Source organism: Corynebacterium sp., assembly GCF_030538285.1.
In the GTDB taxonomy this organism is placed as follows: domain Bacteria; phylum Actinomycetota; class Actinomycetes; order Mycobacteriales; family Mycobacteriaceae; genus Corynebacterium.
Genome location: NZ_JAUNUG010000038.1, coordinates 1 through 24059, shown reverse-complemented (window position 1 = coordinate 24059; position 24059 = coordinate 1). Strand labels below are relative to the sequence as shown.

At 65.4% G+C, this 24059-nt stretch carries 21 protein-coding genes; 8 read left to right on the top strand and 13 right to left on the bottom strand.

What is annotated here, in order from left to right; translation table 11 throughout:
* Positions 1 to 299 precede the first annotated feature (299 nt).
* The 3 genes from Q4G50_RS11505 to catC are packed head-to-tail and all read left to right on the top strand — an operon-like array spanning position 300 to position 1431.
* On the top strand, positions 300 to 533 hold the full coding sequence (locus Q4G50_RS11505) for a hypothetical protein (RefSeq protein WP_303377797.1): 234 nt from the start codon (positions 300 to 302) through the stop codon (positions 531 to 533).
* Positions 534 to 552: 19 nt separating this feature from the next.
* Positions 553 to 1095, top strand: a complete 543-nt coding sequence (locus Q4G50_RS11500) for a DUF937 domain-containing protein (protein ID WP_303377796.1) — start codon at positions 553 to 555, stop codon at positions 1093 to 1095.
* 48 nt (positions 1096 to 1143) lie between these two features.
* Positions 1144 to 1431, top strand: a complete 288-nt coding sequence (gene catC, locus Q4G50_RS11495) for a muconolactone Delta-isomerase (protein WP_303377795.1) — start codon at positions 1144 to 1146, stop codon at positions 1429 to 1431.
* A 70-nt stretch (positions 1432 to 1501) separates the two neighbouring features.
* Here the strand turns inward: catC and Q4G50_RS11490 are convergent, their stop codons facing one another.
* Positions 1502 to 1708 (bottom strand): PspC domain-containing protein, encoded by a 207-nt coding sequence (locus Q4G50_RS11490; protein ID WP_303377794.1) that lies wholly within the window; start codon positions 1706 to 1708, stop codon positions 1502 to 1504.
* A gap of 104 nt (positions 1709 to 1812) precedes the next feature.
* A complete protein-coding gene (locus Q4G50_RS11485; protein WP_303377793.1) occupies positions 1813 to 2322 on the bottom strand; it encodes a MarR family winged helix-turn-helix transcriptional regulator in 510 nt (169 codons plus the stop codon).
* 143 nt (positions 2323 to 2465) lie between these two features.
* Between Q4G50_RS11485 and Q4G50_RS11480 the strand changes: the two genes are divergently transcribed.
* The gene (locus tag Q4G50_RS11480; RefSeq protein WP_303377792.1) at positions 2466 to 2999 is read left to right on the top strand and encodes a YceI family protein; all 534 of its coding nucleotides are present in this window, start codon (positions 2466 to 2468) and stop codon (positions 2997 to 2999) included.
* Between the two features lie 36 nt (positions 3000 to 3035).
* On the opposite strand, the gene Q4G50_RS11475 is transcribed toward Q4G50_RS11480, so the two are convergent.
* From Q4G50_RS11475 to Q4G50_RS11465, 3 genes are all read right to left on the bottom strand, one after another.
* Positions 3036 to 4319, bottom strand: coding sequence for a benzoate/H(+) symporter BenE family transporter (locus tag Q4G50_RS11475; protein WP_303377791.1), 1284 nt, complete (start codon positions 4317 to 4319; stop codon positions 3036 to 3038).
* A 200-nt stretch (positions 4320 to 4519) separates the two neighbouring features.
* Positions 4520 to 5146 (bottom strand): response regulator transcription factor, encoded by a 627-nt coding sequence (locus Q4G50_RS11470; RefSeq protein ID WP_303377790.1) that lies wholly within the window; start codon positions 5144 to 5146, stop codon positions 4520 to 4522.
* Positions 5146 to 6303 carry a sensor histidine kinase gene (locus Q4G50_RS11465; protein ID WP_303377789.1) on the bottom strand — a complete coding sequence of 386 codons (1158 nt, stop codon included), beginning with the start codon at positions 6301 to 6303 and terminating at the stop codon, positions 5146 to 5148. Before Q4G50_RS11465 ends, Q4G50_RS11470 begins: the two co-directional genes overlap by 1 nt.
* Before the next feature lie 120 nt (positions 6304 to 6423).
* Between Q4G50_RS11465 and Q4G50_RS11460 the strand changes: the two genes are divergently transcribed.
* Entirely contained in the window at positions 6424 to 7137 is a 714-nt protein-coding gene (locus tag Q4G50_RS11460) for a CPBP family intramembrane glutamic endopeptidase (protein WP_303377788.1), read from the top strand.
* Between the two features lie 12 nt (positions 7138 to 7149).
* On the opposite strand, the gene Q4G50_RS11455 is transcribed toward Q4G50_RS11460, so the two are convergent.
* From Q4G50_RS11455 to Q4G50_RS11435, 5 genes are read right to left on the bottom strand one after another with little or no spacing between them, the layout of a single operon-like run.
* Positions 7150 to 7698 (bottom strand): hypothetical protein, encoded by a 549-nt coding sequence (locus tag Q4G50_RS11455; RefSeq protein ID WP_303377787.1) that lies wholly within the window; start codon positions 7696 to 7698, stop codon positions 7150 to 7152.
* An 18-nt stretch (positions 7699 to 7716) separates the two neighbouring features.
* Positions 7717 to 10350 carry an AAA family ATPase gene (locus tag Q4G50_RS11450; RefSeq protein WP_303377786.1) on the bottom strand — a complete coding sequence of 878 codons (2634 nt, stop codon included), beginning with the start codon at positions 10348 to 10350 and terminating at the stop codon, positions 7717 to 7719.
* 3 nt (positions 10351 to 10353) lie between these two features.
* On the bottom strand, positions 10354 to 11481 hold the full coding sequence (locus tag Q4G50_RS11445) for an exonuclease SbcCD subunit D (protein WP_303377785.1): 1128 nt from the start codon (positions 11479 to 11481) through the stop codon (positions 10354 to 10356).
* Positions 11478 to 12302: a hypothetical protein gene (locus tag Q4G50_RS11440; protein ID WP_303377784.1), complete on the bottom strand. Its 825-nt coding sequence runs from the start codon at positions 12300 to 12302 to the stop codon at positions 11478 to 11480. The genes Q4G50_RS11445 and Q4G50_RS11440 overlap by 4 nt, the downstream gene beginning before the upstream one ends.
* The gene (locus tag Q4G50_RS11435) at positions 12302 to 15400 is read right to left on the bottom strand and encodes a DEAD/DEAH box helicase (protein WP_303377783.1); all 3099 of its coding nucleotides are present in this window, start codon (positions 15398 to 15400) and stop codon (positions 12302 to 12304) included. The genes Q4G50_RS11440 and Q4G50_RS11435 overlap by 1 nt, the downstream gene beginning before the upstream one ends.
* Before the next feature lie 184 nt (positions 15401 to 15584).
* Between Q4G50_RS11435 and putP the strand changes: the two genes are divergently transcribed.
* The 3 genes from putP to Q4G50_RS11420 are packed head-to-tail and all read left to right on the top strand — an operon-like array spanning position 15585 to position 18378.
* Entirely contained in the window at positions 15585 to 17153 is a 1569-nt protein-coding gene (gene putP / locus Q4G50_RS11430) for a sodium/proline symporter PutP (RefSeq protein WP_303377782.1), read from the top strand.
* Positions 17154 to 17202: 49 nt separating this feature from the next.
* Complete coding sequence (locus Q4G50_RS11425; protein ID WP_303377781.1) at positions 17203 to 17853, top strand: HNH endonuclease family protein; 651 nt, start codon at positions 17203 to 17205, stop codon at positions 17851 to 17853.
* Between the two features lie 39 nt (positions 17854 to 17892).
* Positions 17893 to 18378, top strand: coding sequence for a DUF2269 domain-containing protein (locus tag Q4G50_RS11420; RefSeq protein WP_303377780.1), 486 nt, complete (start codon positions 17893 to 17895; stop codon positions 18376 to 18378).
* A 40-nt stretch (positions 18379 to 18418) separates the two neighbouring features.
* On the opposite strand, the gene Q4G50_RS11415 is transcribed toward Q4G50_RS11420, so the two are convergent.
* The 3 genes from Q4G50_RS11415 to Q4G50_RS11405 form a co-directional block, all read right to left on the bottom strand.
* Positions 18419 to 20254 (bottom strand): hypothetical protein, encoded by a 1836-nt coding sequence (locus tag Q4G50_RS11415; RefSeq protein ID WP_303377779.1) that lies wholly within the window; start codon positions 20252 to 20254, stop codon positions 18419 to 18421.
* Positions 20255 to 20290: 36 nt separating this feature from the next.
* Positions 20291 to 22198, bottom strand: a complete 1908-nt coding sequence (locus Q4G50_RS11410; protein ID WP_303377778.1) for a hypothetical protein — start codon at positions 22196 to 22198, stop codon at positions 20291 to 20293.
* A gap of 190 nt (positions 22199 to 22388) precedes the next feature.
* Positions 22389 to 24059, bottom strand: a 1671-nt coding sequence (locus Q4G50_RS11405; RefSeq protein ID WP_303377777.1) for a DEAD/DEAH box helicase, incomplete at its 5' end; no start/stop codon positions are given.

Here is a 24059-nt window from a genome sequence, read left to right as displayed (position 1 = left end):
ACCACTGGCATTTCCCCAGAACAGCACTGTCAACTAAGTCCTGCACCCAGACACTGTCGGGGACACTTTTTTGATTCAACACCACTGGTTGGCGGGCACCGCCTGCGAGGTAGATCGCCGTGCAGCACTGACTTTTTCAGGCCCATTTTCGGGTACTCCTGCACGGCGATCTACGCCACTCACAACAAAGGAGCCCTCATCTTGTTCTCAATCATCATGGGCGCCACCCTCGGCCTGGCTGGCCTGTTCCTGCTGTGGTTCGGGTGGAAAGGCAGCACGGGGGATCTCCCGATGAGAGGATGGACGGGTCTGCGCACTGCGAAGACGATGGCGTCTGGATCGTCGGTCACCGCGCCGGCGCCCCGTTCCTCATCGCCGGCGGCGTGATTGCGCTAGGCTGCGGTATCGCATGCTTCTTCCTTGATGATGACGGCATCGCAGTGGTATCGATCGTTTCCACGCTGGGCATGGTGGTGCCGGTGTTGCTGGCAACGCAGAAGGCGCATGCGGCGATTGACGCGCAGCGCCCCTAATTTCTCTACGCTGTAAGTCATGACAAACAACATCAACGATCTTCTGTCCAAGCTGCCCATCGATTCCATTGCCGCCCGCCTGGGCGAGGACCCCGAGAAGGTCCGCCAGGCGTCGGAGCAGATTCTGCCGACGCTGCTGGCTGGCATGGGTGCTAACGCGAAGGATCCGGCGGGCCGCGATTCCCTGGCCAGCGCGCTGGATTCCCACAACCCGAACCTCGTCGAGGGCGAGGTCAATGTCGATGACATTGATACCCAGGATGGCGCGAAGATCGCTCATCATGTGTTCGGTCAGCAGGAGGATCAGGTGGCGCATCAGCTCGGTGGCCTGGTCGGTGGTACCAGCCTCATCCGTTCGCTGCTGCCGATTCTGGCGCCGATCGCGATGTCCTGGTTGGCGGGTCGTATGCAGCAGGGCGGCGGTACCGCGCAGGCGCAGGATAAGGGCGGTCTACTGGAGTCGATCCTGGGCCAGGTGCTCGGTGGCGGGCAGGCGGAGGGCGGCATGGGTGGTGTGCTCGGTGAGATTTTGGGCGGGCTGCTGGGTGGCGGGCGTCGATAAGCGCGGTATGGTGAGGTATCACCAACCCTCTACTTGAAAGGCCGCGCAATGCTGTTTCTGGCACGCATGGATGTCACGTTTCCCGAGTCTTTGACCCCTGAGCAGGTCGCCGATTTCCAGGTCCGTGAGAAGGAATACTCCGGGAACCTGCAGTCTGAGGGCATTATGAAGGGGATTTGGCGGGTGGTCGGTGAGTACGCGAACTACTCCATCTATGATGTCCGCGATAACGATCACCTCCACGAGGTTCTCAGCGGTTTTCCGATGTACAAGTACATGAACATCAAGGTCACTCCGCTGGCGCAGCACCCGAACGCCACGCGCGACTTCTTCTAGTCCGCCGCTTATCGACGACACCGCCCGTCCCCCACGTTAGTGGGTGACGGGCGGTGTTGTGTGCAAGGCCTTAGTCCTGGGGCATGATGAACCAGGCGATGATGTAGGCCAGCAGCGGGGTGCCGGAGCCGATCAGTGAGACCGCGACGAAGATGAGGCGGACAAAGGTCGAGTTCCAGCCGTAGGTTTCGGCGATGCCGCCGAGCACGCCGGCGACGTACTTGTCGGTGAGCGAGCGGGTGAGGCGGCGCTGGTGCATGGGGGCGTTGTCATTCATGGCGGGGCTCCTAACGGGAGAGGTGGTGTTTTTCGCTGTCACCTCTATTGTGGCTGCCCGGACCCCCGGAATGCATCGGGTATGGCCCCGATTAAACCCTGAGATCAGCAGTCGGTGTCGTCGACATCCGGGGAGCCGCAGTATTCGGGGTGCCCGGGGACGTTAGTGACGGCGATGACCTGTTCCATGAATGCTTGGAGGTGGGTGTGCTGCTCAGCCGTCATGTGGTCGAAGACGACGCGGCGCACGCTTTCGACGTGGTCGGGAGCGGCGGAGCGGAGGCGGCGGAGGCCTTCGTCGGTAAGCGTGACGATGACACCGCGCGCATCGCCCTCACTCTTGCGCTTGGTGACCAGCCCGCGGCGTTCCATGCGGGTGATCTGGTGGGAGGTACGCGAGCGGTCCCAGTCGAGGCTGCCGCACAGGGCGCGCAGGCGCAGGGCCTGGTCCTCGGCCTCGGAGAGGGTGACCAGCACCGCAAATTCCGAGCTGGAAAGATCGCTGCCGGCCTGGAGGGTGTCGTCCATGACTCGGTCGATCTTGCGCATTCCGGCGAGAATGAGTCGCCACAGCGCCTGTTCTTCGTCGTTGAGCCAGCGTGCCTCGGTTGCCATGGTCTTGACTATAGCGCTCCGGTGCACCATCCCAGAAATCCATGACCTGCTCTTTTCGTGTCCACACAACCTGATGTTGACAAGTCATCATCTTGTGTTAAAGTATCTCCCGTACCGCACACCAAGATTAAGGGAGTAATACAATGACCAACCTCAACGGAACCTGGGTTCTGGACACCGCTCACACCACCGTCTCCTTCGTGGCCCGCCACGCCATGGTGACCAAGGTCCGCGGCACCTTCGATGAGTTCGAGGGCTCTGTCGTCGTCGACCAGGAGAACCCGGCCGCCTCCGTCGCCAAGGCCGTCATCAAGACCGCCTCCGTGAACACCCAGAACGCCGACCGTGACGGCCACGTCCGCGGCGCGGACTTCTTCGACGTCGAGCAGTTCCCGGAGATGACCTTCGAGTCCACCTCCTTCGACATCCAGGGCACCTCCGGCACCGTCACCGGTGACCTCACCCTCAAGGGCATCACCAAGCCGGTCACCCTCGACGTCGAGGTCTTCGGCGTGGAGGAGGACCCCTTCGGTAACACCCGCGTCGGCTTCGAGGCCTCCACCAAGATCAACCGCAAGGACTTCGGCGTCGACTTCCAGGCCCCGCTGGGCTCCGGCGGCGTGCTCGTCTCCGAGCAGATCACCATCGAGATCGACGGCTCCGGCATCAAGCAGTAGTCACCGAATGACAAAGGCCCCCTCGGGGGCCTTTTCTCATTTCACTTCACACTTTTGCTTGTCGACGCCCGCCTTCTCCGTCACCGGCTGTGCCTTCACAGGGCGCGGATCCATGAGCCAGGCGATGAGGCAGCCGAAGACCAGGCCCCAAAACGGGGCGGTCATGCCGAAGATCGTCAGCTCGGAGACGGTGACGATGAAGCAGACGAGGGCGCCCGTGGAGAAGCTCCCAGAGAAACCGGCGACGAAGGCGTTCTTCAGCGGGGTCAGCATGGCGATGCCGGCCAGCGCAGCGATGAAGGAGACCGGCATAGCGAGCATGAAGCCGACGAAGGCCGGGGCGAAAAGACCCACAGCGATCGCCCCCAGCGCAGTGACCATGGCGGCCGCGTAGTGGCGGTGCTTGTTCGGGCCGGACACGATGAGCGCGTTGGTGGGGCCAGTCAAGCACGTGGTGACATTGCCGATGAATGCCATCGGAATAGAGACCAGTCCGCTGGCAGCAGCCGCGAGGTTGACGCCCGGCTTGTGGCCGGCGGCGGTGAGCACCGCGATGCCCTGCCCGTTCTGCACGATGACCACCGTGACGGCCAGCGGGATGACCAGCTCGATCATGGCGGCGAGCGAAAACTCGGGGGTGGTGATGACCGGGGTGGTGATGATGCCGTCGTCGAGAATGCCCGATCCCAGGCGCCCGGAGACGATGGCGATGACGGTGCCCACCAGGGCGGCAACGGCCACCGGCGGGGCGACTGCCGCCACCCGCGGCACGATGCTCAGGCCCACGAAGATGAGGATCATCGGGATGGCCAACCACGGATCACCCGTAGCGGCATCGACCAGTTCCAGACCGAAGCGCAGGAAGATGCCGGCCACCATGGCCATGACGATGGTCGGCGGCAGCAGCGCCATGATCCGCCCGATGAGCCCCGACCAGCCGAGCAGGAAGACAAGGACAGCGGTGGCCAGGTACGCGCCGATCACCTCCCCGAAGGACAGGTGGGTGAGGGCGTCACCGGCGATGACGGTGCCGGGGATCGTCCAGAAGTAGGCCTGGGGTGAGCGGTAAAGCCAGGTGAGGAACAGGGTGAGCAGGCCGTTGCCCAGGAAGGCGCCGAAGATCCACGAGGAGGTCTCATCGGGGCTGAGGTTGCCGGCCGCGGCGGCGGCGAGGATGACGGCGATCGGGCCGGAGGCGGAGAAGATGAGGGCGACGAGCCCGTTGCCCACTTCCTGGGGGCCGGCGTCGCGGAGAATCTCCCGGAGGGAGGGGCGGGGAAGATGCGGCCTCTCGATGGCCAACAACGGCGAGAACGCCATATCGGAGCTCCTGAATCGTATGACGAGTTGTGGGAGAGAGTGTGGCACAAGGCACAGGGTGGCGCACCTGCCCTACCCCCTCACATATGGACAAATCGGCGCACAGAACCCCTGCGGCACGCATCGGGGCAGTTCAGGACCCCTCAGCCATGTTCGCGGTGCGCACGCATGTACCCCCGCCGAACGTGCGCTGGGCGAACTCAGCGGTGGTTGAGGTAGGCCACCGCGATCTGCACCCGGTTAGCCGCGCCCGTTTTGGTCATGATGCGGGAGACGTAGGTCTTGACCGTCGGCACCGCCAGATGCAGCCGGGCCCCGATCTCCTCGTTGCTCAGCCCCTCCGCGATCAGCCCCGCGATCTCCGCTTCCCGTTCGCTGAGATCACCCAATTCGACGGCCCGGTGCGGCGTGCTTCTCGACGCCATCGCCACCAACCTTTCCAACACCGCGTCAGACATCTGCGCGTGCCCCTGCGCGGCGGCGAGGACGGCGTCGACAAGCACCTGGGGTGCTGAGGTCTTGAGCAGGAAACCGCGGGCCCCGGCGCGAAACGCCCCGAGGACGTCAGCCTCGGTGTCGAAGGCGGTGAGCATGAGAATCCCGGCGTCAACACCCGCCTCACGGACGAGCTCGATTCCCCGGATCCCGTCGGTGCCGGGCATACGGATGTCCATGAGGATGACGTCGGGGCGCAGGGTGCGGGCCTTGTCGGCGGCCTCCCACCCGTCAGCAGCCTCACCGATGATGCGGATGCCGCGGACGCCGTCGAGAAGCAGGCGCAGCCCGGCGCGGACCAGCGCCTCATCATCGACCAGCAGAACACGCACTACGTCCACGGGACCTCCAGCGTCACGGTGAAGGGATCCCCCGGGGTGACACGCAGTTCACCGCCAGCCAGCTCGGCGCGCTCCTTTAGACCCAGCAGCCCGTGACCGCGGCCAGTGGCCGCGTGGGGGCAGGGGTTGCTGGCCCGCATACTCAACGTCCCTTCCTCGTGCCAGAGCGTGACCGTCACCGGCTGCCCGGGAGCGTGCTTGCGGGCGTTGGTGAGCACCTCCTGCAGGGTCCGGTGCACGGCGTGGGCGGCCAGGGTGGACTGGCCCTGCGGAGAGGTGACCAAGCGCAGCGAGGCCTCGTCGATAAGCACCTCCGTGCCCGCCCGCCGGGCGGAATCCACCAGGTCAGCCACCGACATCGCGGGATCCACCGCCGCCGAGGAGTCCCGCAGGACGTGCAGGACCTCCCGCAGATCGGCGGTCGCCGCCTCCGCCTGCTGCTGCAGCAGGCCGGAAGCCTCGGTGACCTGTTGACCGCCAAGATCAGCGCGATAGCTCAACGCACCGGCGTGCAGGGAGATGAGCGAGAGCCGGTGGGAGAGGGAATCATGTAGATCGCGGGCGATGCGGGCGCGCTCCTCCGAACGCACCGTACGCGCCTCCAGCTCCGCGGTCCGCAGCCGCTCGACGAAACGTTCCTTCGCTTCCCGACGCCGCCCCCACCACACCCCGAACAACGCCACCGTTGGCAAAATGGCGAGGCCCACGAAAGAATCCGTGTCGGGGGCGCTGACGGACTGGAGGCGGGCGTCGACAAGCACCGCCCCCGCGGCGACGCCATAGACGATGAGCGCCGGGTGCCACCGCAACCAGGACGACACCAACGCCAGGGTATACACCGCCGCGGGCAGGCCCAGGGGTCCCACGACCCCGAAGAACACGACGACGCCGTCCACCACACTGAGCCGACCCGCTCGTCCCCGCAATAGCGTCCACGCAAAGGCGAACAAGGCCACTGAGCCGGAAAACAGCCACCACAGGAGATAGCCGGTGCGGGCGATCCCCTCCTGCTCTGGGAGCAGCTCCAGGTCCTGCCAGCCATAGATCACCGGCACCATGAGCAGTTGTGCCAGTGCCCCGAGAAGTGCCACGCCGAACCACAGACCGGCCGCCTTGCCCGGCTTATGACGCAGTTGTGTGATGTCCATGCCGATGACACTATCGCGCGATTGAAAGCTGTCTTGTCATTCTTTGGTATCTGGTGAGCCCTGAGATCCCATTCCTCCGACTGACACCGCCCTCCGGACTTGGCGGGAACCATTAACCGCATGACCCACACTTGGAATCCCCGACCCGTCACGTCCCGCGACCTCGCCGCGCTCCTCTACTCCGCTTTGGCGCTGGTGGGCACCGCAGTGATCGTCGCCCTGCTGTTCCTCGCTCTCACCCACGTTCTGGATGTCTCCGCTCCCCCGTGGCTGGGCGTGCTCATGGCCGCGGCCGGCTATGCCGCGCAGTTCACTGTCCTGGCCGTGCTCCTCCGGCGGCGCGGTTGGGCTATGTCCGACCTGGGATTCCAGCGGCTCGGGAGACGCGGGTGGCACCTGGTGTGGCAGATCCCGACCTCCCTGCTGATAACCCTGGTGCTCACCGTGCTGGTGGCGGCGCTCACTGGTCTCACCCCGGAGGACACAGCTAGCAGTGACGGGGAAGTACTCACCTCCGCGGTCCCCTGGCAGCTAGCGTTTCTCCTCGTCTACCTGCTTTTCGGGCCCCTCATCGAGGAGATCGCTTTCCGACGCCTCCTCATGGGCTGGTTCGACCGCAAGGTCGGCGTCCTACTTTCCACCTTCCTCACCTCGGTGCTGTTCGGACTGGTTCACGTGGTCCCCGCCATCATCGTGTGGTGCATTGTCGGTGGTCTGTTCATGGCGCTTCTCACCCGCTGGCACCGATCGCTGTGGGGAGGGTTCGCCCTGCACATGGTCAACAACAGTCTGGCCAGCGCTGGACTCATCGTGGCGATGGCGATGGGTACCTGACGCGGTTATCGATCAGAGCGTGACCGACACAGCCGGGGCCGGCGAACCCACTGCTTGCCGACGCCGCCCCCACCACACACCAATCACCGCGGCCACCACCAGGAGGAGCAGGGCGCCGAGATAGACATCCGGGCCCGGCGCGGTCTTCGCCAGCAAACGCACATCAAGCATCGCCCCCACGGCCCCGGTAGCGAAACCGATGATGATGGGACGCCACCGGCGCCACGATGTCACCATGGCCAGGGTGTACACCGCTGCCACCAGACCCAAAGGGCTCGACATGCCGCAGAAGATGACCAGCGCATCGACCGAAGTCATCCGGTCTGACGGCCCCCGCAGCAGGGTCCATGCGAAACCAAGCAGGGCCAGCGCCCCCACGATGAGCCAGAGGAGCAGGAAGATGCTGCGGTCCACGCCCTCGACCTCCGGGAAGAGGTCATAACCCTGCCAGCCGAACACCGCCGGGGTGAGCAGCAATTGGACGACAGCTCCGATGAGCGCAGCCAGCAGCCACAGGCCGGGGGCCTTGCTCGGCGAGAGGCGCTCATTAGTAGAAATCACTTTGTTGACATTACAGCATCACTCGGCGAGTACCCCCGCCTTCAGCTCCTCGATGGCATATTCCGTGCGTCCGCTCACCCGCTCGTAGCGCTGCGGCACGCAGGTGAGCACGATGACCTGGCCGGTGTCACCCATGCGGGAGAACAACGTCGCCATGAGCTGCAGACGCGACGAGTCGCTGGAGCCGAGGGCGTCGTCGACGATGACGGGCACGGGCACCTGCCCGTCACCCGTGTCAAGGGCGGTGAGCTGGGCGATGGCGAAACGGGTGAGGATGGCCAACTGCTCCTTCGCACCACCGGAGAGATCCGCCAGGGGCACGGTGTCCGCGCCGATGCTGCGCTGCGTGACCTGCAGCTGATCGGAAAGACCGAACTCCACATCCGGGCCGAACACCGGCCGGGCCAGGCGGGTGAGCTGTTCGGCGAAGGGCTGGGCGTAGCGGGCACGTGCCTCCGCGCGATGCCGGTGGAGAGTTTCACGCAGGAGCTTGACGGCCTCGGCGCGGCGGGTCACCGATTCCAGGCGGTGCTTCGCGGCCTCCATTGCGGAGACGGCCTTATCCAGACGTTCGGCCGCACCTTGTGCCTGCCGGATGTAGCCGGTGAGTTCAGCTAGGTCTTCCCCTGAGCGGGCAATGGTGTCGCGGACGGATTCGAGGCGGGACAGCGCGCCCCGGTGCAGGTCGGTGGCCAGCTCGGGATCCGCTGCCTCGACCTCTTCGTCTGCGAGTCGACATTGCTCAGCTACCTCGTCGCGGGCCGCGGTGGCAGACTGCACGGCCTGGGCGAGGGAATCATCATCGGAGTCCGCAGCTGCGGACTCCACCGCTTCCTGTGCCTGGCGAAGACGCTTCTGCGCCTCCTCGATTCGGACGGTCAGTGCCGTGAGGGCGTTCTCCGCGCGGCGTTCCTGCCAGGGGGTGAGCTCGCGGGTGGTCTTCTCCACCTCCCGACCCGCCTGCTCCCGGGCTTCCTCAGCCTCCTCTACGGCGCGGGCGGCGGCTGCGACATCCAGTTCCGGGATCTGCACATCTGCCAGATCGGTCTCTAGCCGGGCGAGTTCAGCTTCCAGGACTTCCTTATCCTCCCCGGCCAACAAAGTGGTTCTTTCGCGCAGCAGCCCGGCCAGGTCTTCGGAGGCCCGGCGGTGGGTGTCGCGGGCCGCGCGGACAGCGTCGAGATCGGGCAGGTCGAGCCCGTCGAGGAGTTCGCGCATTACCTCCTCGGCAGCCGCCACCGGATCCTCGCCGGAGGAGTCTGCGTGCCCGGCGCGGTAGCGTGCGGTGATGTCACCGATAACGAGTTCCGTACCTTCAGACAGCTCAATCGAGGCATCCAGAGACACCGTGTCGCCGTCAACGGTGATAGAAGTCCCTGCGGGCCCTGTGATCTCCAGGCGGGCGGCGGCCTGAGCTCGCAGGCGGCGGGCGAGGATGAGGTCGTTGGTGGCGTCCTCCACCGCACGGACATCGGCATCGCCCACCGCGCGACCGGCGGTGGTGGCGCGTGCCAGCGTGATCTTCTCGCTGAGCTCCCGGATGGCGCTGAGCTGGGTGGAAAGGGTGGTGCGTCGAGCAGCATCGGCGACCATGCGCTGCGCGTGACGGGCAGCACGCAGCACCACTGTGGCAGACTCCTGGGACCGCTGGGCCTCCTTCAGCCTCTGTCCTAGAGAATCAAGTTGCTGTTTCTCAAGGTCACGGCGTTCCTGTGCCTCCGCCAGGCCAGCCGAGTGCTCCATAAGTGCAGACTGAGCCGCGCTGACTTCGGCGACCAGCTCGGCGCGGCGGGTAACGGCGACCTCGGCGCGCTGCAAGGCCTCATCAGCCAGCTGGAGTTCGCGCCGCAACGCCGCCGCCTTTTCCTGGGCCTGCGCAGCATGGCGTGCCTTCTCGGCGTGCTCGTGCTCATCCGTTTCCGCGTCGGGCAGGTCCGCCAGTGCCGCCGCCCGGCGCGAGCTGATCTTGTCGTGGCGCTCGACGTAGCCGGTCAATTCTGCCTGGGCCCGGGCAGCCGCGGTGTGTTCCTCGGTGGCATCCTCATACGCCCTCTGCGCCGCTTTGAGCTCCCGCGCCGGTGCTCCCTTGGCGGTGAAGTAGCGCTCGTACTCCTTCTCCACGGCAGCACTCAGTGCCGTGTCCTCGGTACCGGAATCACCGTCCTCGCTCACTCCGTCGAGCGCCCGGGTGACGGAGTTGATGCCGACAGCGGCGATGCCGGCGTCCAGATCCCCCTGGCGCATGAAGAGGGTCTCGGCGAGATCCCGGTCGAGGTACCGGGCGATGATCTCGGCGAGCTTCTCCTCGGCGGGCCCACCGGTGAGGGGGACCTCGCGCTGCGGGGCGGTGATGTGCAGTTCCGCCTTCGGCGACTTGAGCCAGTTCTTCGTGATGGTGAAGGTCACCGGACCGATGGTGGCGGTGACGGACACCGTCGGGGAGACATCACGGCCCACCGGCTGCCACGCCCGCACCCGGCCCGAGCGACCACCGTGCTTGTCATGGAGCGCGGCGTGCAGAGCATCGAGGATGGTGGATTTGCCCTGTTCATTGTCGCCGTGGATGACGATGACGCCAGTATCGGGCAACTCATCCAGCGTGAGACGCTCAATGCCGCGGAAGTTCTCGATGTGCAAAGAATGGATGCGCATGATCTAGTCCTCCCGAGCCAGGCGGAAAAAGAGGTTGACGGCGTCGCGTGCCGTGGGGTCGGTGCCGGCGGCTGAGACCAGCTCACCGAGTGCGGCGGACGCGAAGCCGCTGACCCCCAGTGCCGACAACTCCTCCGCCCCGGGTTCAAGGTGCAGGTCGGTGAGTCTCTCGCGTTCAAACAGCGCCGCAAAGACGGGGCGGCGGGCCTCCAGCCCCTCTTCCAGGACCCGGGTGGCGGCCATGTCGAGGGTGCCGCGCAGCCCGTACTTGATCACGGTGCGGGGCTTGTCCGGGTAGGCATCGAGCGCGGCGAGGAACTCCTCGACATCCGCCAGTCCCATGAGTTCCCGGTCAAGCGCCTCAAACCTCCACTGCCCCACCGTCTCCTCCCGCACGACGGCCTGCCCTTTCGATACCTGGACCACCAGGGCCCGGCCGGAATTGGTCTCTCCCCCGCCCGCGGTGGCCAGGTCGCGGAAATCAGTCACCTCGGGGGAGCCGGAGAACCACACCCGTCCGCTGCCGCCCACCGGCATCGCGGAGTGGGTGTCCCCCAGAGCGAGGTAATCGATGGTGCCGTCTGCCAGCCGCTTCTCCACGTACCCCAGGTCAATGAGGTCCGGGCGCAGGTCATTGCTGCGCGCCTCGGCCTGCCCGTGGCCCACCATGATGCGCACTGCGTCAGTGGGCTCCAGTTCCTCCAGAGCATCCCGTACCAGATCAGACGCCGCGGTCCGCGCCCGCAGGGGCGCGCCCACCAGTTCGACGCCCTCGCCGACCTGCACCACGCTGGAATCTTTAAGGAGGTGGACGCCCGGGACGTCGATAAGCGAGAAGACGGAATCCGCGACCAGCGGATCATGGTTGCCGGGCAACAGGTAGACGGGAACCGGCAGGGTGCGCAGCGCCTCGAGCGCGCGGCCCGTGGTCTGCGATGACAAGGAGTTGGAGTCGAAGACATCGCCGGCGATGACGATGAACTCCGCCCCCTCAGAGGTGGCCAACGCCCCGAGGCGCCGGAGGGTGTCCAGGCGGGCATCATCGAAACGCGCCTGGGCCTCGCCCTCGAGGAACCAGCGGGTCATGCCCAATTGCAGGTCAGAGGTATGGATGAAGGTGACAGCCGTCATGACTCATTGTCTAGCATGCCACCCCGACACAAGTGATCGTACAGATCTTCGAGGTCGGAAACCGCCCGCAGCTGATCGACATTGGTATAAGAGATCGTGCGCATCGCCTTGTGCAGAAGATCCAGGTCAGAGTCATCGAGCGCGGGGGCGACGCGGGGCTCGGGCAGACTCGGGAGCTCGCGTCCCGCCCAGAACAACTCCGGGTTCTCCTCCGATTCGCGGGAGACGTCCTTCGCCTGCACCATGACCGCCTGCTCGAGTGCGGCCAGATCCATCCCGCGCAGCGTGAACAGAAACAACGGATCAGCGTCGACCTTGCCCGCCAGCTTCTCCAGCACGGCGATCGCGTGTTTGCAGATGGCGAAAGGATCAGGGCAGTCGCAGCGCACACGGATGTCATTGACGTCCTCGGCGATGAGCGCCCCCAGTACCGTCCGGGAGATGAGCCCGCGGCGGGCATCGCGCACGCCATTCGGGGTGCGTGCCAACTCGGCAGAAACCACACTCAGGTCATCGGCGGTGCGATAGGGCAGCTGAATCGAGACGGTGAAAGGCTCGTTCTGGGATCCGGCCACCTGCGCGTGCACGGAACCGTTGCGGATGTCCATGCTCACCACGTGCCCGGCGCGTGCATACTCGCGTCCGCGGGTCAGGCGACCGCGGTCCGCCCGGGAGGTGCCCACTTCCAGCAGCAGCTCGGCGGCGGGTGCCAGCGCGGGGCGGCGTGGCGCTCGTTCGTCGCGGGTCTGCTCAGGCTTCTCGACGCGCACCTTCCGCCCGAAATTGGCGTAAATGACATTGTCGTCGCTGGGGTTGGCCACTATTCCTCCCTCCCGCGGTAGCTCATGAGCTGGGCCAGCTGCTCGGGGCCGAGCTCGGTGATCCAGCCCTCGCCCTCGCCGATCACGGCGCCGGCCAGTTCAGTCTTGCCATCCAGGATGTCCTGGATCGATTCCTCCAGGGTACCGGCGGTGATCATCTTGTACACGGCCACGTCCTTGAGCTGACCGATGCGGAAGGCACGGTCGGTGGCCTGATTTTCCACGGCCGGGTTCCACCAGCGGTCCATGTGCACGACCATGCTGGCGGCGGTGAGATTGAGTCCCGTGCCGCCGGCCTTGAGGGAGAGGATCATGGCGCGGGGCCCGCCTTCGGCCTGGAAGGTAGCCACCATCTGATCGCGTTTGGTCTTGGTCACCCCGCCGTGGAGGAAAGGCACCTGCTCGCCGAGGCGCTCGCTTAAGTAGGGCACCAGGATGTCACCGAAGGCCTTGTACTGGGTGAAGATGAGCATGCGCTGATCGGTCTCGATGGCTTCATCCAGCAGGCGCATGAGTTCCTCCACCTTGCCGGAGCGGTGCCGCCCGCGGACGGTGACAGGCGATCCGTCGCCGAGGTATTGCGCCGGGTGGTTACAGATCTGCTTGATTCGGGTGATGGTGGCCAGCACGAGGCCGCGCCGGGCCATGCCGTGGCGCTGTTCCAGGCGGGCCTGCACGTCCTGCACCAGGGCGGTGTAGAGGGCAGCCTGCTCCGGGGTCATGTCGACGGTGATGATCTCCTCGTTCTTCTCCGGCAGATCATCGATGATGTTCGGGTCCGTCTTCAGGCGCCGCAGGATGAAAGGGGCGGTGAGCAGGCGCAGGCGCTGCGTCATCTCCTCATCGTGTTCGCGCTCGATGGCCTTGGCGAAGTGGTTGCGGAAGAAGCTCGTCGAGCCCAGCACCCCGGGGTTGCAGAAATCGAGGATGGAGCGCATCTCCGACAGGCGGTTCTCCACCGGGGTGCCGGTGAGTGCCACGCGGTGGCGGCTGGGCAGGGAGCGCACGGCTTTCGACGCCCGCGTGGTGGAGTTCTTGATCGCCTGCGCCTCGTCGAGGACAACGCGGTCCCAGCCGATCTCTCCCAACTCGGAGAAATCCCGTCCGACAACGCCGTAGCTGGTGATCATGAGGTCTGTCTCCGCAATACGTTCGGCCAGCTCCGCGCCGTGCAGGCGCTCGGAGCCGTGGTGGACGAGTACCCGCAGCCCGGGCACGAAGCGGGCGGCTTCCCTCGCCCAGTTGCCCACCACGGAGGTCGGGGCGACGACGAGGGTCGGACCGGTGGCCTCCCCGCGCTCGAGTTCGATGGCCAGCAGCGCCAGCAGCTGCAGGGTCTTGCCCAGCCCCATGTCATCGGCCAGGACGGCGCCTAAGTTGTTGCGTGACATCCAGTACAGCCAGTCGACGCCGCGGCGTTGGTAATCGCGCAGCTCCGCGTGGACGGTAGCGGGAATGTCGATGCGTTCCGGGGCCTTCGTGCTCAGCGCATCCGGTCCACCGACCAGTGCGTTGTGCCAGGTGGAGCCGGTGAATTCGACCGGATCATTGTGCATCGATTCCAGCGCCAGCTGCCGTAATTCGGCGACGGTGACCTCGCCGAGGCCTTCCTTCCCGGCGCTCTCGGCATTGAATTCCGCGCGACGGCGCTCGACGTCGGCGACGAGTTCCTCCCAGCCGGGTTGCTCGAGGACCCGGGCCCGCTCGGCGAGGGCTGCAGCCTTTTCGAGTTCTTTGCGACGCCGCTTCCTCGAGGTCGCCGCCAACTCATCCATGTAGGAGGTGATCTTGTTCAGTGCCGAGGTATCGGCCATCACCCATTCGCCGCGCAGACGGATCAGCCCCGACTTGGATTGGACGAGTTCGTGCATCTCGTCCTCGGTGAGCTCGACGTCGCCGACGGACAGCCGCCAGTTGTATTCGATGAGCTGGTCCATGCCGAAGTGGCGTTGGGTGGCGCCGACGGCCGGGTCGGTGACCTCCCTGGTCTCCAGGCGGGCCTTCGTCTCATAGGCGGACCACGCCTTGGGCAGCATGACGGTGAAACCGGCGTCCTGCAGAGCGGGCACCGCCCCGCCGATGAAATCGACGATCTCCGTGGTGGAGAGGTGGACGTCCCAGTCGCCGTTGCGTTCCTCGGAGCGCGCGGCGTAGCGGGTACGCAGCGTCGGATCGAGCAGGTCGGTGATGCTTATCGCGCGACGCTGATGGTTTCGCAGCTTCTCCACGCTGCCCCGATCCAGCTCCTCCGCCCTGATCGGCAGTGGTGAGTCCGTGCCGGAACGCACCTGGACGCGGACGGGCCAGGTGGCGTCCTCCGGGTCGCTGCTCTCCTCCGCCCAGGCATCCTCGCGGGGTGGTTCCTCCACGATGAACACCATCTGAAGGTCGACAGCGGTGATCGATTCCTTCCAGTTGTTCATCGCGCGTAGCAGGGTGGGGCCACCGCGGCGCAGGGAGCGGGAGTTCATGAGCGCATCGGCGAAGTCGTGCCACGGGTAGGGCCGGGTGGAGGTGGCCAGATCCTCCAGCAGGTCGGCGGCGATCCAGTGGACGAGGTGGTCGGCGATCTCCTCCAGTGCCTTGTTGTTGGCGGTGAGGATGCCGGGCGCCGCCGCGATCATCTCGGCGAGCCACCCACGCTCCCCCAGTCCGGAGGCCAGCTGCCAATGGGGCCACCACTGGCCGTCCTCGAAGACGAGCTTGGGCACCACGCGCCCCGCCTGGACGAAACGGGAGAGCCCGGCGTTGAGCTGGATGAGCCACATGAGGTCCGGGGCGATCGAGGCCCGCTGCCTCCGCGTCGCCGCCGCCCCCGGGTGCAGGAGGAAGGAAAGCTGGTTGAGCACACGGACAGCATGCTCGGGGGCGTAGGCGGCCGTCGGAATCCGGAGCGAGACCTTTTTGCCCCGCGGGGTGCGCAACTCGGTCTCGACGCGGTGGCGGAAGGTGCGGTCGTCGAGAAGCGAACGGGCGGCGGGCGGGAACAGTTCCTCGGGCACGGACGCGGGCAACACGACGCGATGTCCCTCCACCTGCTCAAGCCACAAATGGAGCCCGGAGGGCAACCACAGGCCGTGCAGGAGGAAAGAAGGCATAAAGACCTTTTTACCACTGATGGTCGATCGTTACCTTTTCGTTAGAGACAGGCTCCGTGCAGGTCATTCCACGATAAATCCAATAATATGGCCTAGATCACAGGAAAGGCGTCGGATCACGGTTGGGATCACTGTCACGGCCTCGCTAGGTTCGATGCGTCCAACAATAAGGAAAGGAACGACGATGTCCGAGTTAACGTGGTTCATCATCGCCATCATCATCTACATGGCGGCGATGCTGGCGATCGGTTATTGGAGTTACACCAAGACCGACAAGTACGACGATTATGTGCTCGCCGACCGAAAGCTCAACCCCTTTGTCGCCGCGATGTCTGCCGGCGCCTCCGATATGTCGGGTTGGCTGCTCATGGGTCTGCCGGGCGCCCTGTTCGTCACCGGTATGAGTGAACTGTGGATCGCCATCGGTCTGCTGGTCGGCGCCTGGGCCAACTGGATGTGGGTCGCCCCCCGCCTGCGCGCTTACTCCGAGGTGGCCAACAACTCCATTACCCTGCCGAGCTTCTTCGAGAACCGCGTGCATGACCGCTCCCGTGCCCTGCGTGTCATTGCCTCGCTCATCATCATCTTCTTCTTCACCTTCTACGTGTCCTCCGGCATGGTCTCCGGCGGCCGCTACTTCGAGGCCACCTTCGGCGGCGAGTACCTCAACGGCATGCTCATCGTCGCGGCCGTGACCGTCGCCTACACCTTCATCGGCGGCTTCCTCGCCGTGTCCTACACCGACGCCGTGCAGGGCATGATCATGTTCGCCTCGCTCATCATCGTCCCGGTCATGGCGCTCATCGCCCTGGACAACCCCTCCGACATCTGGAGCTGGGCCGCGTCCAACGACTACGGCCCCTACACCGACGGCGTCGGCAACCCGACCTACTTCAACATGATTGCCGGTGTGTCCGCCGCCGCTATCATCGGTAACCTCGCCTGGGGTCTGGGCTACTTCGGCCAGCCCCACATCGTCGTCCGCTTCATGGCCCTGTCCTCCCCGGCCCAGGCCCGCACCGGCCGCTGGATCGGCATCGGCTGGATGCTGCTGTGCATCATCGGCGCCACCTTTACCGCCATGATCGGTACCGTCTTTTTCTCCCAGAACCCGGACATCGCCGTCACCGACCGCTCCGCTTTCGAGACCATCTTCCTCGACATGGGTCGTATCCTCTTCCACCCGCTGATCGCAGGTCTGGTGCTCACCGCGGTGCTGGCCGCCATCATGTCCACCATGTCCTCCCAGCTGCTGGTCGTCTCCTCCTCGCTCATCGAGGACCTGTACAAGATCGTCGCCAAGAAGCTGCCCAGCGAGGGCGTGCTGATCAACCTGTCCCGCACCGCCGTCGTGGTCATCGCCGTCGTCGGCGCTGTCCTGGCGGTCAACCCCTCGGACACCATCCTCGGTCTGGTCGGCTTCGCGTGGGCCGGCTTCGGTGCCGCCTTCGGTCCGCTCATGCTGGCCTCCCTGTACTGGAAACGCCTCAACGCCGCCGGTGCCATCGCCTCCATGGTCACCGGTGCCGTGGTGGTCTTCGTCTGGGGCAACATGTTCAGCGACATCATCTACGAGATGGTCCCGGGCTTCATCGCCTCCGCCATCGTCCTGGTCGTTGTCTCCCTGCTGACCTCCCCGCCGAAGCCGGAGGTGGAGCGCGAGTTCGAGGAAGCCGCCAAGCTGAACACTGTGTTCAAGGCTGACGAAAACGTCGACATCGAGGAAGCCGCCGCGCAGGTCAAGAAGGCCTAGTTTTCCACCTGCGGGAACCTTTCAGGCCTCACGCCAGTCCAATACTGGTGTGAGGCCTTTTCGTATCTATCTGCTCCTGCTCAGCGCCGCGACGCTACTCGCCGCTGCCACTGCCCTTCCCCGACCACCACTCGACGAACCCGATCTCCCCACCCTGAATGCGCTGCTCCCCCACGTGGCGGAAGTACCGCAACGCCCGCGCGTACTCGGCTACAGCCGCGCTGAATTCGGGCCCGGATGGGCCCCTGCTGCCAGCTGCACGGTCCGCGAAAAGGTGCTTATCGACGCCGGCGCCACCCTCTCCTCCTGCCACGTCACCGCCGGTACCACGCGGGATCCCTATACCGGGCAGGCGCTGGACCTGCGGGAGGGAGTGGAGATCGATCACATTTTCCCGCTGTCCGCGGCGTGGGATCTCGGCGCGCACCGTTGGAGCCTGGAGAGGCGTGTGGCTTTTGCCAATGATCCCCGCAACCTGGTGGTCACTTCCCGGTCCGCCAACCAGGCGAAATCCGATCTGTTGCCCGCCGCGTGGAAGCCGGAGGATCCCCGGGCCCGGTGCTGGTACGGCCGGCGGCTGGCCTTGGTCGCTGCAGTTTATGAGCTTCCCATACCAGTTGCCGACAAAGTGTCGGTGCAGGCGGCGTGCCGAATGGACGCGGTCACCCGGCTCTGGTTAGGGTGGTCCCTGGATTTCTGACCACCTTATGACCGATCCTCGAAAGGCCTGCTTCCCAGCATGACCACGATCCTCATCGTCTTGCACGTCCTCGCGGCCGTGCTCTTCCTCGGCCCCGTGACCGTCGCCATCTCGACCTTCCAGACCCAGGCTGTGAAGGCCCAGGCCGGCGACACCCGCGCCGCCGGCGCCGCCACCGTCCTGCACAAGCTGACCAGCGTCTACGGCTTGCTCGCCGCCCTGGTTCCGCTGCTCGGTGTCGCCATCATGATGACCGACTCCGCCTACTGGTCCGACGGGCGCTTCCACATCGCCATCACCCTGGCTGTCATCGCCTGGCTGATCCTCCTGCTGCTCATCATCCCGCGCCAGAAGAAGATGATGGGCACCCTCGGCCTGCTCGATCCTTCCGACCACGACCCGGAGAAGGACGTCCTCCCGGCAGAGAAGTTCGACAAGACCAAGTCGCAGCTGTCCATGTTCGGTGGCATCTTCGCCCTGCTCTGGGTGATCATGCTTGTCCTTATGTACTGGAGCCCCTTCTGATCTATCGCTGCTTCTAAGATCCCGCCACCGGCACTGTGCACTAGTGCTGGCGGCGGGTTTTTTCTGCAACGCCCAGCGGGTACCCACGCATCATTTCCTCCAGCCGCCCGGCAGTGTCATAGACCCGTCCCCAGCGCACACCCGGCGGGTTGATGCTGTGGCGACGGAAATCGGTGGCTTCGGCCGACAGTGGCTCCTCATCCAGGCCGAGGCGATCGGCGGCGATGAGCACCACCAGCTCCTCCTCCAGTGCGGTGGCCGAGACGGTGAAGACTCCATCGGCGAGCTCAGAGTCGTCGAAGGCGTCCGTCCCGCCCCCGAACAGCAGGTTGGCCAGGCGGTCCATGGCCATCCGCACATATCCCCGTTCCTCGGTTGCCATGATCGGCAGGTGCACAGTATCGCCCTCGTCCTCCCACGGCTCCAAGTCCTCCGGCCCCGCCACGTACTCGGCATCCTCGATCTCCAGATGCACGCGGAAGGCGGCGAGATTTCGTAGCAGATCCAGCTCATAGTCACTGACCAGGCCCTTAAGTTCCTGCAGCGCAGAAGCGTGCTCCCAGGGCGTGAGGTGGCGGTGGGCATAGTCAGGTTTCTGCGCCGAGAGTTGATCTAAGTCCAAGGCAACGGCAAGATCGACGATCTCCACGTCTTCCGCCAGGTAATACACCGTCGTCCCGCGATAGGGGCCAGGCACCATCATGGGGCGTGCACTGGCGCGGGCGCCCCGGCCGCGAGCGGCCCAGTCATCGGTGGTGAACATCTCGGCGTCGAGAAGGGCGTGACGCAAGGCTTCATCGTCGGCGAGCGAGGGGCCGACCCGCTCCCACAGCTGCCATGCCAGCGACACGGCCTGTCCCACGGGAAAACGCGGGTTGGCGCTGACGAATTCATTGATCCACCCGGTGACCAGGCCTTCCTGTTCTACGGCTAGTCCAGCGATGAGCTGTTCGAGCCCCTCCAGCGGTGCGCTGTAGATATTGGCCGCCGAGGGATGCTCCTCCACCGTCGCCCCGGATTCTTGGGCGCTGGAATGCCCCAACAGCAGCGTCTCAATCAGATGCGCCACGCTGAGGACGAGCCACCACCGCGTCCGCTCTTCCGCAGGCTGGTGGATGTTCTCGGAGAGGTAGTCCCCCACCTGGTGGTTGACGTATGTCTTGCCGGTTCTCAGGCGCAGGCTGGCCAACTCGCCGGCCAGTCCCTCCTCCATAGCGGTGGCCTGCGGCTGGTCTTCCAGGATCTCCGCGCAGTAATGCTCAGACAGGTGGGACAGCACAATCGTCATGATGTCGCGGCCCGGCAGATCCGGGTTGATGAGAATGCGCCAGGTGCCATCGTCGAAAGTAATCACCCGCGCGTCTTCCCCGCTCGGTTCCGCCGCCCACGTCACCTCCACCCCGGCGCGCCACAGGTGTCCGAGCATGACCCGTTCCTGATAGGACAGCTGCCGGGAGAACACCGCCATGTCCGGGGTGTAGGGCGGCAGTGCGAGTGGGGTCAGCCCCGGGTACCAGCCGGTGGTGCCGCTGTCTGCCTCATCGACGGTCAGGGTGTCGTAGAGGACGTGGTAGTTCACACCATCGAGTACAAGAGGCAAGGTGTCAGGGTTGACTACCCCACCGTCGGCCGCCCATTCAGAGGCGGTACCTGGCATGGGGAAACGCACCCAGTCCTTGTCCCCCGATTCGATGAGTGTTTCCAGCCCTACCCGCAGGAACCATTGCCAACCGAGCACGGCGGCGTCGAGGACGTTGAAGCGGGAGTGGTGGCCGATGAAGCGGAGCAACCAGCGTTCGACGGCGGCGCGGGCGTGGGGTTGATCGATGGTGCGGATCCGGGTGTCCATCACCTGGGCGTCAGTGAGCGGGTTCATGCCCCCATCCCACCACCTGCCCACGACACATGCCTGCTAAATTCGAACAGGTGGCCCACTGGGGAAACCGCGTAGCAGGTCCTCCACCTCGCCGGCGGCGTGGTAGATCAAACCCCAGCGAATGAGTCCCGGGACCGCGGTACGGCGGGAGAGGGCCTGCTCGACCAGCTCCGAGGGCTGGCAGCCGATGCCCAGGCGGCACGCTGCCACGTGTGCCACCAGCGCCGACTCCCATTCGCTGGCCACCCAATAGCGCCAGCCGACAACCGGGGCGGAGTGGATGACACCCAGCTCCCAGGCCAGCACCCAGTTGGAGAGGTGCTCGATGATGTCGTGCATGGGGTTCACACCGTCCTCGATAACCACGGGCAGCCGGTACGGCGGGGTGATGCGGTTGAGGCTGGATTCGGTCTCGGTGTCCTTCTCATTCACTATGACGGGAATGACATTGCCGCGCCACAAGTTACGCAGCATCTCCAGCTGGTCCGGCGTGACCAGGTCGCTGAATTCCTCCATCTTTGGCGCATCGGCTGGGCCGGGCCGCAGCACCAGGGAACGGGAGTCAACCTCCGCGTCGGATCGCAGGGCGGTGAGGCGATCGGCGACGATGGCGTCGTCGCGAAGCAGGTAGTAGATGGGCTGACCATGGGTGCCGGGCGCGACCAACATGGGCGCCCCCGGGCGCGGTACCCACCCGCGCAGTGCCCATTCCTCGACGGGGCGCACATCGACGGTGCCGATCCAGTCCAGGCGCGATTCATCCCCGGTGATCGACAACCCCCACCTCTGGTAAAGCTGCCAGCCCAGCGCCAGGGCGGTACCCATGGGAAAACGCGGGTTCTCCGCGACGAAATCCAGCATCCAACGCTCGGCCGCCTCGCCATGCTCGCCGGCTTTGTTCATGGCAAGCTCCGTGCCCACCACACCGAAGGGGTCATGTGTAAGCCCCGGAACAGCCTCGGAATCCGGTGCCGGGGGCGGCGCCCCCAGATTCGGGTGGAACTTTCCGCACAGCAGATCCTCCAAGATCATGGCCGTCTCCACGATGCGGCCCCAGTCGATGTCCCGCGGCGCCGGAAACACCGAATGGTTCTCGATGAAGCGCAGCGTGTCCACGTTCGCGTGGTGCGTCCCGAAAGACAGGCGCTTACCGACAAGCCACGTCACAATCCCGACCTCCAGGTCAGAGACCTGCGACTCCCCATTGCCACACAGCTTCTCCCCCGCTCGGCGCCCCTGCGTCCACGCGGTGAGCAGGCGAGCCGACAAAGACAATCCGAGACCGACAATCTCCGGGCCCTCCGCATCCGGGTGAATACGCAGGCAGTAGCAGGCATTCTCGGGGCGCAAACCGGGCTCCGGGGCGCAGGTGACATCGAGCTTATTGCTCTCGATCCACCCCAAGGGCCCCAGGTGCGGATCCTCCGCATCCGGGGACACATCGGCCCATTCTAAAACGGTGCCCACCTTCCACAGGTGGCTGAAAGCATGGCGTTCGCGCTCCCCGATATGCAGCGCGAAATGAGCCAGGTCAGAAGCACCCTCATCGGGATGTTCCGGGTCGCGCACCGCATCATGGTCAATGGAGCCGACGAGATCCTCGCGGACCAGGTCGACGTCGAAAAGCGGGAACAACTCCACCTGACGGCCGTCATCCCCCGTGATCAGCAGGGGACGCGCCTCGCGGGGGACGCGGTAGCCGTCCGCCTCCCACTCGCGGCGGGTAGCCGGCAACGGGCGGACGATCCAGTCTTCCTGGATGCAGTCACGGATGACGTCCATGCCCCACCGCTGCGCGACCTGCACCGCGATCTCCGCGGCCTGCAACACGCTGAAGCGCCGGTTGGCGGTGAGAAAGTTCAGGAACCAGCGCTGGACCAACGCCCGATCCTCGGGCAGCGTGATCAAATGCAGGTGGTCATTAATCGCATCAAATTGATTCACAGTCGCTCCTCGATTGGGTATTCCCCCAATCCCATCACACCTTGCGGGTCGGAGAGACCATTGCCACCCTCGGTTTTTAAGTCAACTAACGCGCAGTGGAGCAACTCCCCCTCATACCCGGCCGGGTACCACGCACAACACCCCCGCCCCCAGGAAATACCTAGGAGCAGGGGTGTTGAGATGAGGCAGGCTAGTCGCGCCAGCCGCCACGGCCACCGCGATCATCGCGGTCCCGGCGGAAGCCACCACGGCCACCACCACGGCCGCCACGATCATCACGGTCACGGCCACCGCGGTAACCACCACGGCCACCACGGTCATCGCCGTCACGGTCGCGCCAGCCACCACGACCGCCACCGCGTCCACCGCGATCAGCCGGCGGACGGCCGGTGTCCTTCTCAATGTTGATCAGCTGACCCGAGATGCGGGTATCAGACAGACGATCCAGTACGCCCGGATCCATGTCCTTCGGCAGCTCAACCAGGGTGTGATCCACGGCGATGGTGATGCGGCCGAAGTCCTTGCTGGTCAGGCCACCTTCGTTGGCCAGGGCGCCGACGATGGCACCCGGGCGCACATGCTGGCGCTTACCGACGTCGAGACGGTAGGTGGTGAAGTCACCGTCACGGTCGAAGCGGGAACGACGCTCGCCCCGGTCACCGCGATCATCGCGGTCAAAACGGCCGCCACGGCGGTCATCGCGGCCACCCCGACGATCGTCGCGGTCGAAGCGGTCACGGCGACGCTCCTGCGGCGCCTCCTTCATGAGGAACTCGTTGCCGGCCTGGGCCTGGGCGGCCAGTGCAGCGGCGACGTCCTCGATCGGCACGTCATGCTCCTCGGCGTAGGACTTGATCATGCCGCGGAACAGGTCGATCTGCTTCGACTCAAGGGCCTCGGTGATCGAGTCCTTGAACTTCGCCTTGCGCGACTCGTTGACCTCGTCGACGGTCGGCAGCTCCATCTCGGTGAGCGGCGCGTTGGTGGCGCGCTCGATGGAACGGAGCATGCGGCGCTCACGCGGGGTGACAAACAGGATCGCCTCGCCGGAACGCCCCGCACGGCCGGTGCGGCCGATGCGGTGGACGTAGGACTCGGTGTCGTTCGGGATGTCAAAGTTGAACACGTGGCTGATGCGCTCGACGTCCAGGCCGCGGGCGGCGACGTCGGTGGCCACCAGGATGTCCAGGCGGCCGTCCTTGAGCTGGTCCACGGTGCGCTCGCGCTGCGCCTGGGCGATGTCGCCGTTGATGGCGGCGGCGGAGAACCCGCGGGCACGCAGCTTCTCGGCGATCTCCTCCGTCTCGTGGCGGGTGCGCACGAAGACGATCATGGCCTCGAACTCGGTGACCTCGAGGATGCGGGTGATGGCGTCGAGCTTGTTGCGGTGCGCCACGTGCAGGTAGCGCTGGGTGATGTTGGTGTTGGTCCGGGTCTCGGACTTGACCGTGATCTCGTGCGGGTCGTTGAGGTACTGCTTCGAGATACGACGGATGCCGTTGGGCATCGTCGCCGAGAACAGTGCGACCTGCTTGTCCTCCGGGGTGTCCTCGAGGATGCGCTCGACATCCTCCTGGAAGCCCATGTTGAGCATCTCGTCGGCCTCGTCGAGGACGAGGAAACGCAGACGGGAGATGTCCAGGGAGCCCTTCTCCAGGTGGTCGATGACTCGACCCGGGGTGCCCACGATGATCTGCGCGCCGCGGCGCAGGCCGGAGAGCTGGATGCCGTAGGCCTGGCCACCGTAGATCGGCAGGACGCTGATCTTTCCGAGGTGGTCAGCGAAGGACTGGAAAGAGTCCGCGACCTGGAGCGCGAGCTCACGGGTCGGGGCGAGGACCAGCGCCTGCGGGGAGCGGTC

What these genes read in the sequence shown, in the direction of transcription:
- Q4G50_RS11485 (WP_303377793.1), bottom strand. Translation starts at nt 2,322, where the DNA reads ATGGCAACCGAGGCACGCTGGCTCAACGACGAAGAACAGGCGCTGTGG.
- Q4G50_RS11445 (WP_303377785.1), bottom strand. Translation starts at nt 11,481, where the DNA reads ATGACGGCTGTCACCTTCATCCATACCTCTGACCTGCAATTGGGCATG.
- Q4G50_RS11460 (WP_303377788.1), top strand. Translation starts at nt 6,424, where the DNA reads ATGACCCACACTTGGAATCCCCGACCCGTCACGTCCCGCGACCTCGCC.
- Q4G50_RS11465 (WP_303377789.1), bottom strand. Translation starts at nt 6,303, where the DNA reads ATGGACATCACACAACTGCGTCATAAGCCGGGCAAGGCGGCCGGTCTG.
- Q4G50_RS11435 (WP_303377783.1), bottom strand. Translation starts at nt 15,400, where the DNA reads ATGCCTTCTTTCCTCCTGCACGGCCTGTGGTTGCCCTCCGGGCTCCAT.
- Q4G50_RS11420 (WP_303377780.1), top strand. Translation starts at nt 17,893, where the DNA reads ATGACCACGATCCTCATCGTCTTGCACGTCCTCGCGGCCGTGCTCTTC.
- catC (WP_303377795.1), top strand. Translation starts at nt 1,144, where the DNA reads ATGCTGTTTCTGGCACGCATGGATGTCACGTTTCCCGAGTCTTTGACC.
- Q4G50_RS11415 (WP_303377779.1), bottom strand. Translation starts at nt 20,254, where the DNA reads ATGAACCCGCTCACTGACGCCCAGGTGATGGACACCCGGATCCGCACC.
- putP (WP_303377782.1), top strand. Translation starts at nt 15,585, where the DNA reads ATGTCCGAGTTAACGTGGTTCATCATCGCCATCATCATCTACATGGCG.
- Q4G50_RS11480 (WP_303377792.1), top strand. Translation starts at nt 2,466, where the DNA reads ATGACCAACCTCAACGGAACCTGGGTTCTGGACACCGCTCACACCACC.
- Q4G50_RS11475 (WP_303377791.1), bottom strand. Translation starts at nt 4,319, where the DNA reads ATGGCGTTCTCGCCGTTGTTGGCCATCGAGAGGCCGCATCTTCCCCGC.
- Q4G50_RS11490 (WP_303377794.1), bottom strand. Translation starts at nt 1,708, where the DNA reads ATGAATGACAACGCCCCCATGCACCAGCGCCGCCTCACCCGCTCGCTC.
- Q4G50_RS11505 (WP_303377797.1), top strand. Translation starts at nt 300, where the DNA reads ATGGACGGGTCTGCGCACTGCGAAGACGATGGCGTCTGGATCGTCGGT.
- Q4G50_RS11500 (WP_303377796.1), top strand. Translation starts at nt 553, where the DNA reads ATGACAAACAACATCAACGATCTTCTGTCCAAGCTGCCCATCGATTCC.
- Q4G50_RS11450 (WP_303377786.1), bottom strand. Translation starts at nt 10,350, where the DNA reads ATGCGCATCCATTCTTTGCACATCGAGAACTTCCGCGGCATTGAGCGT.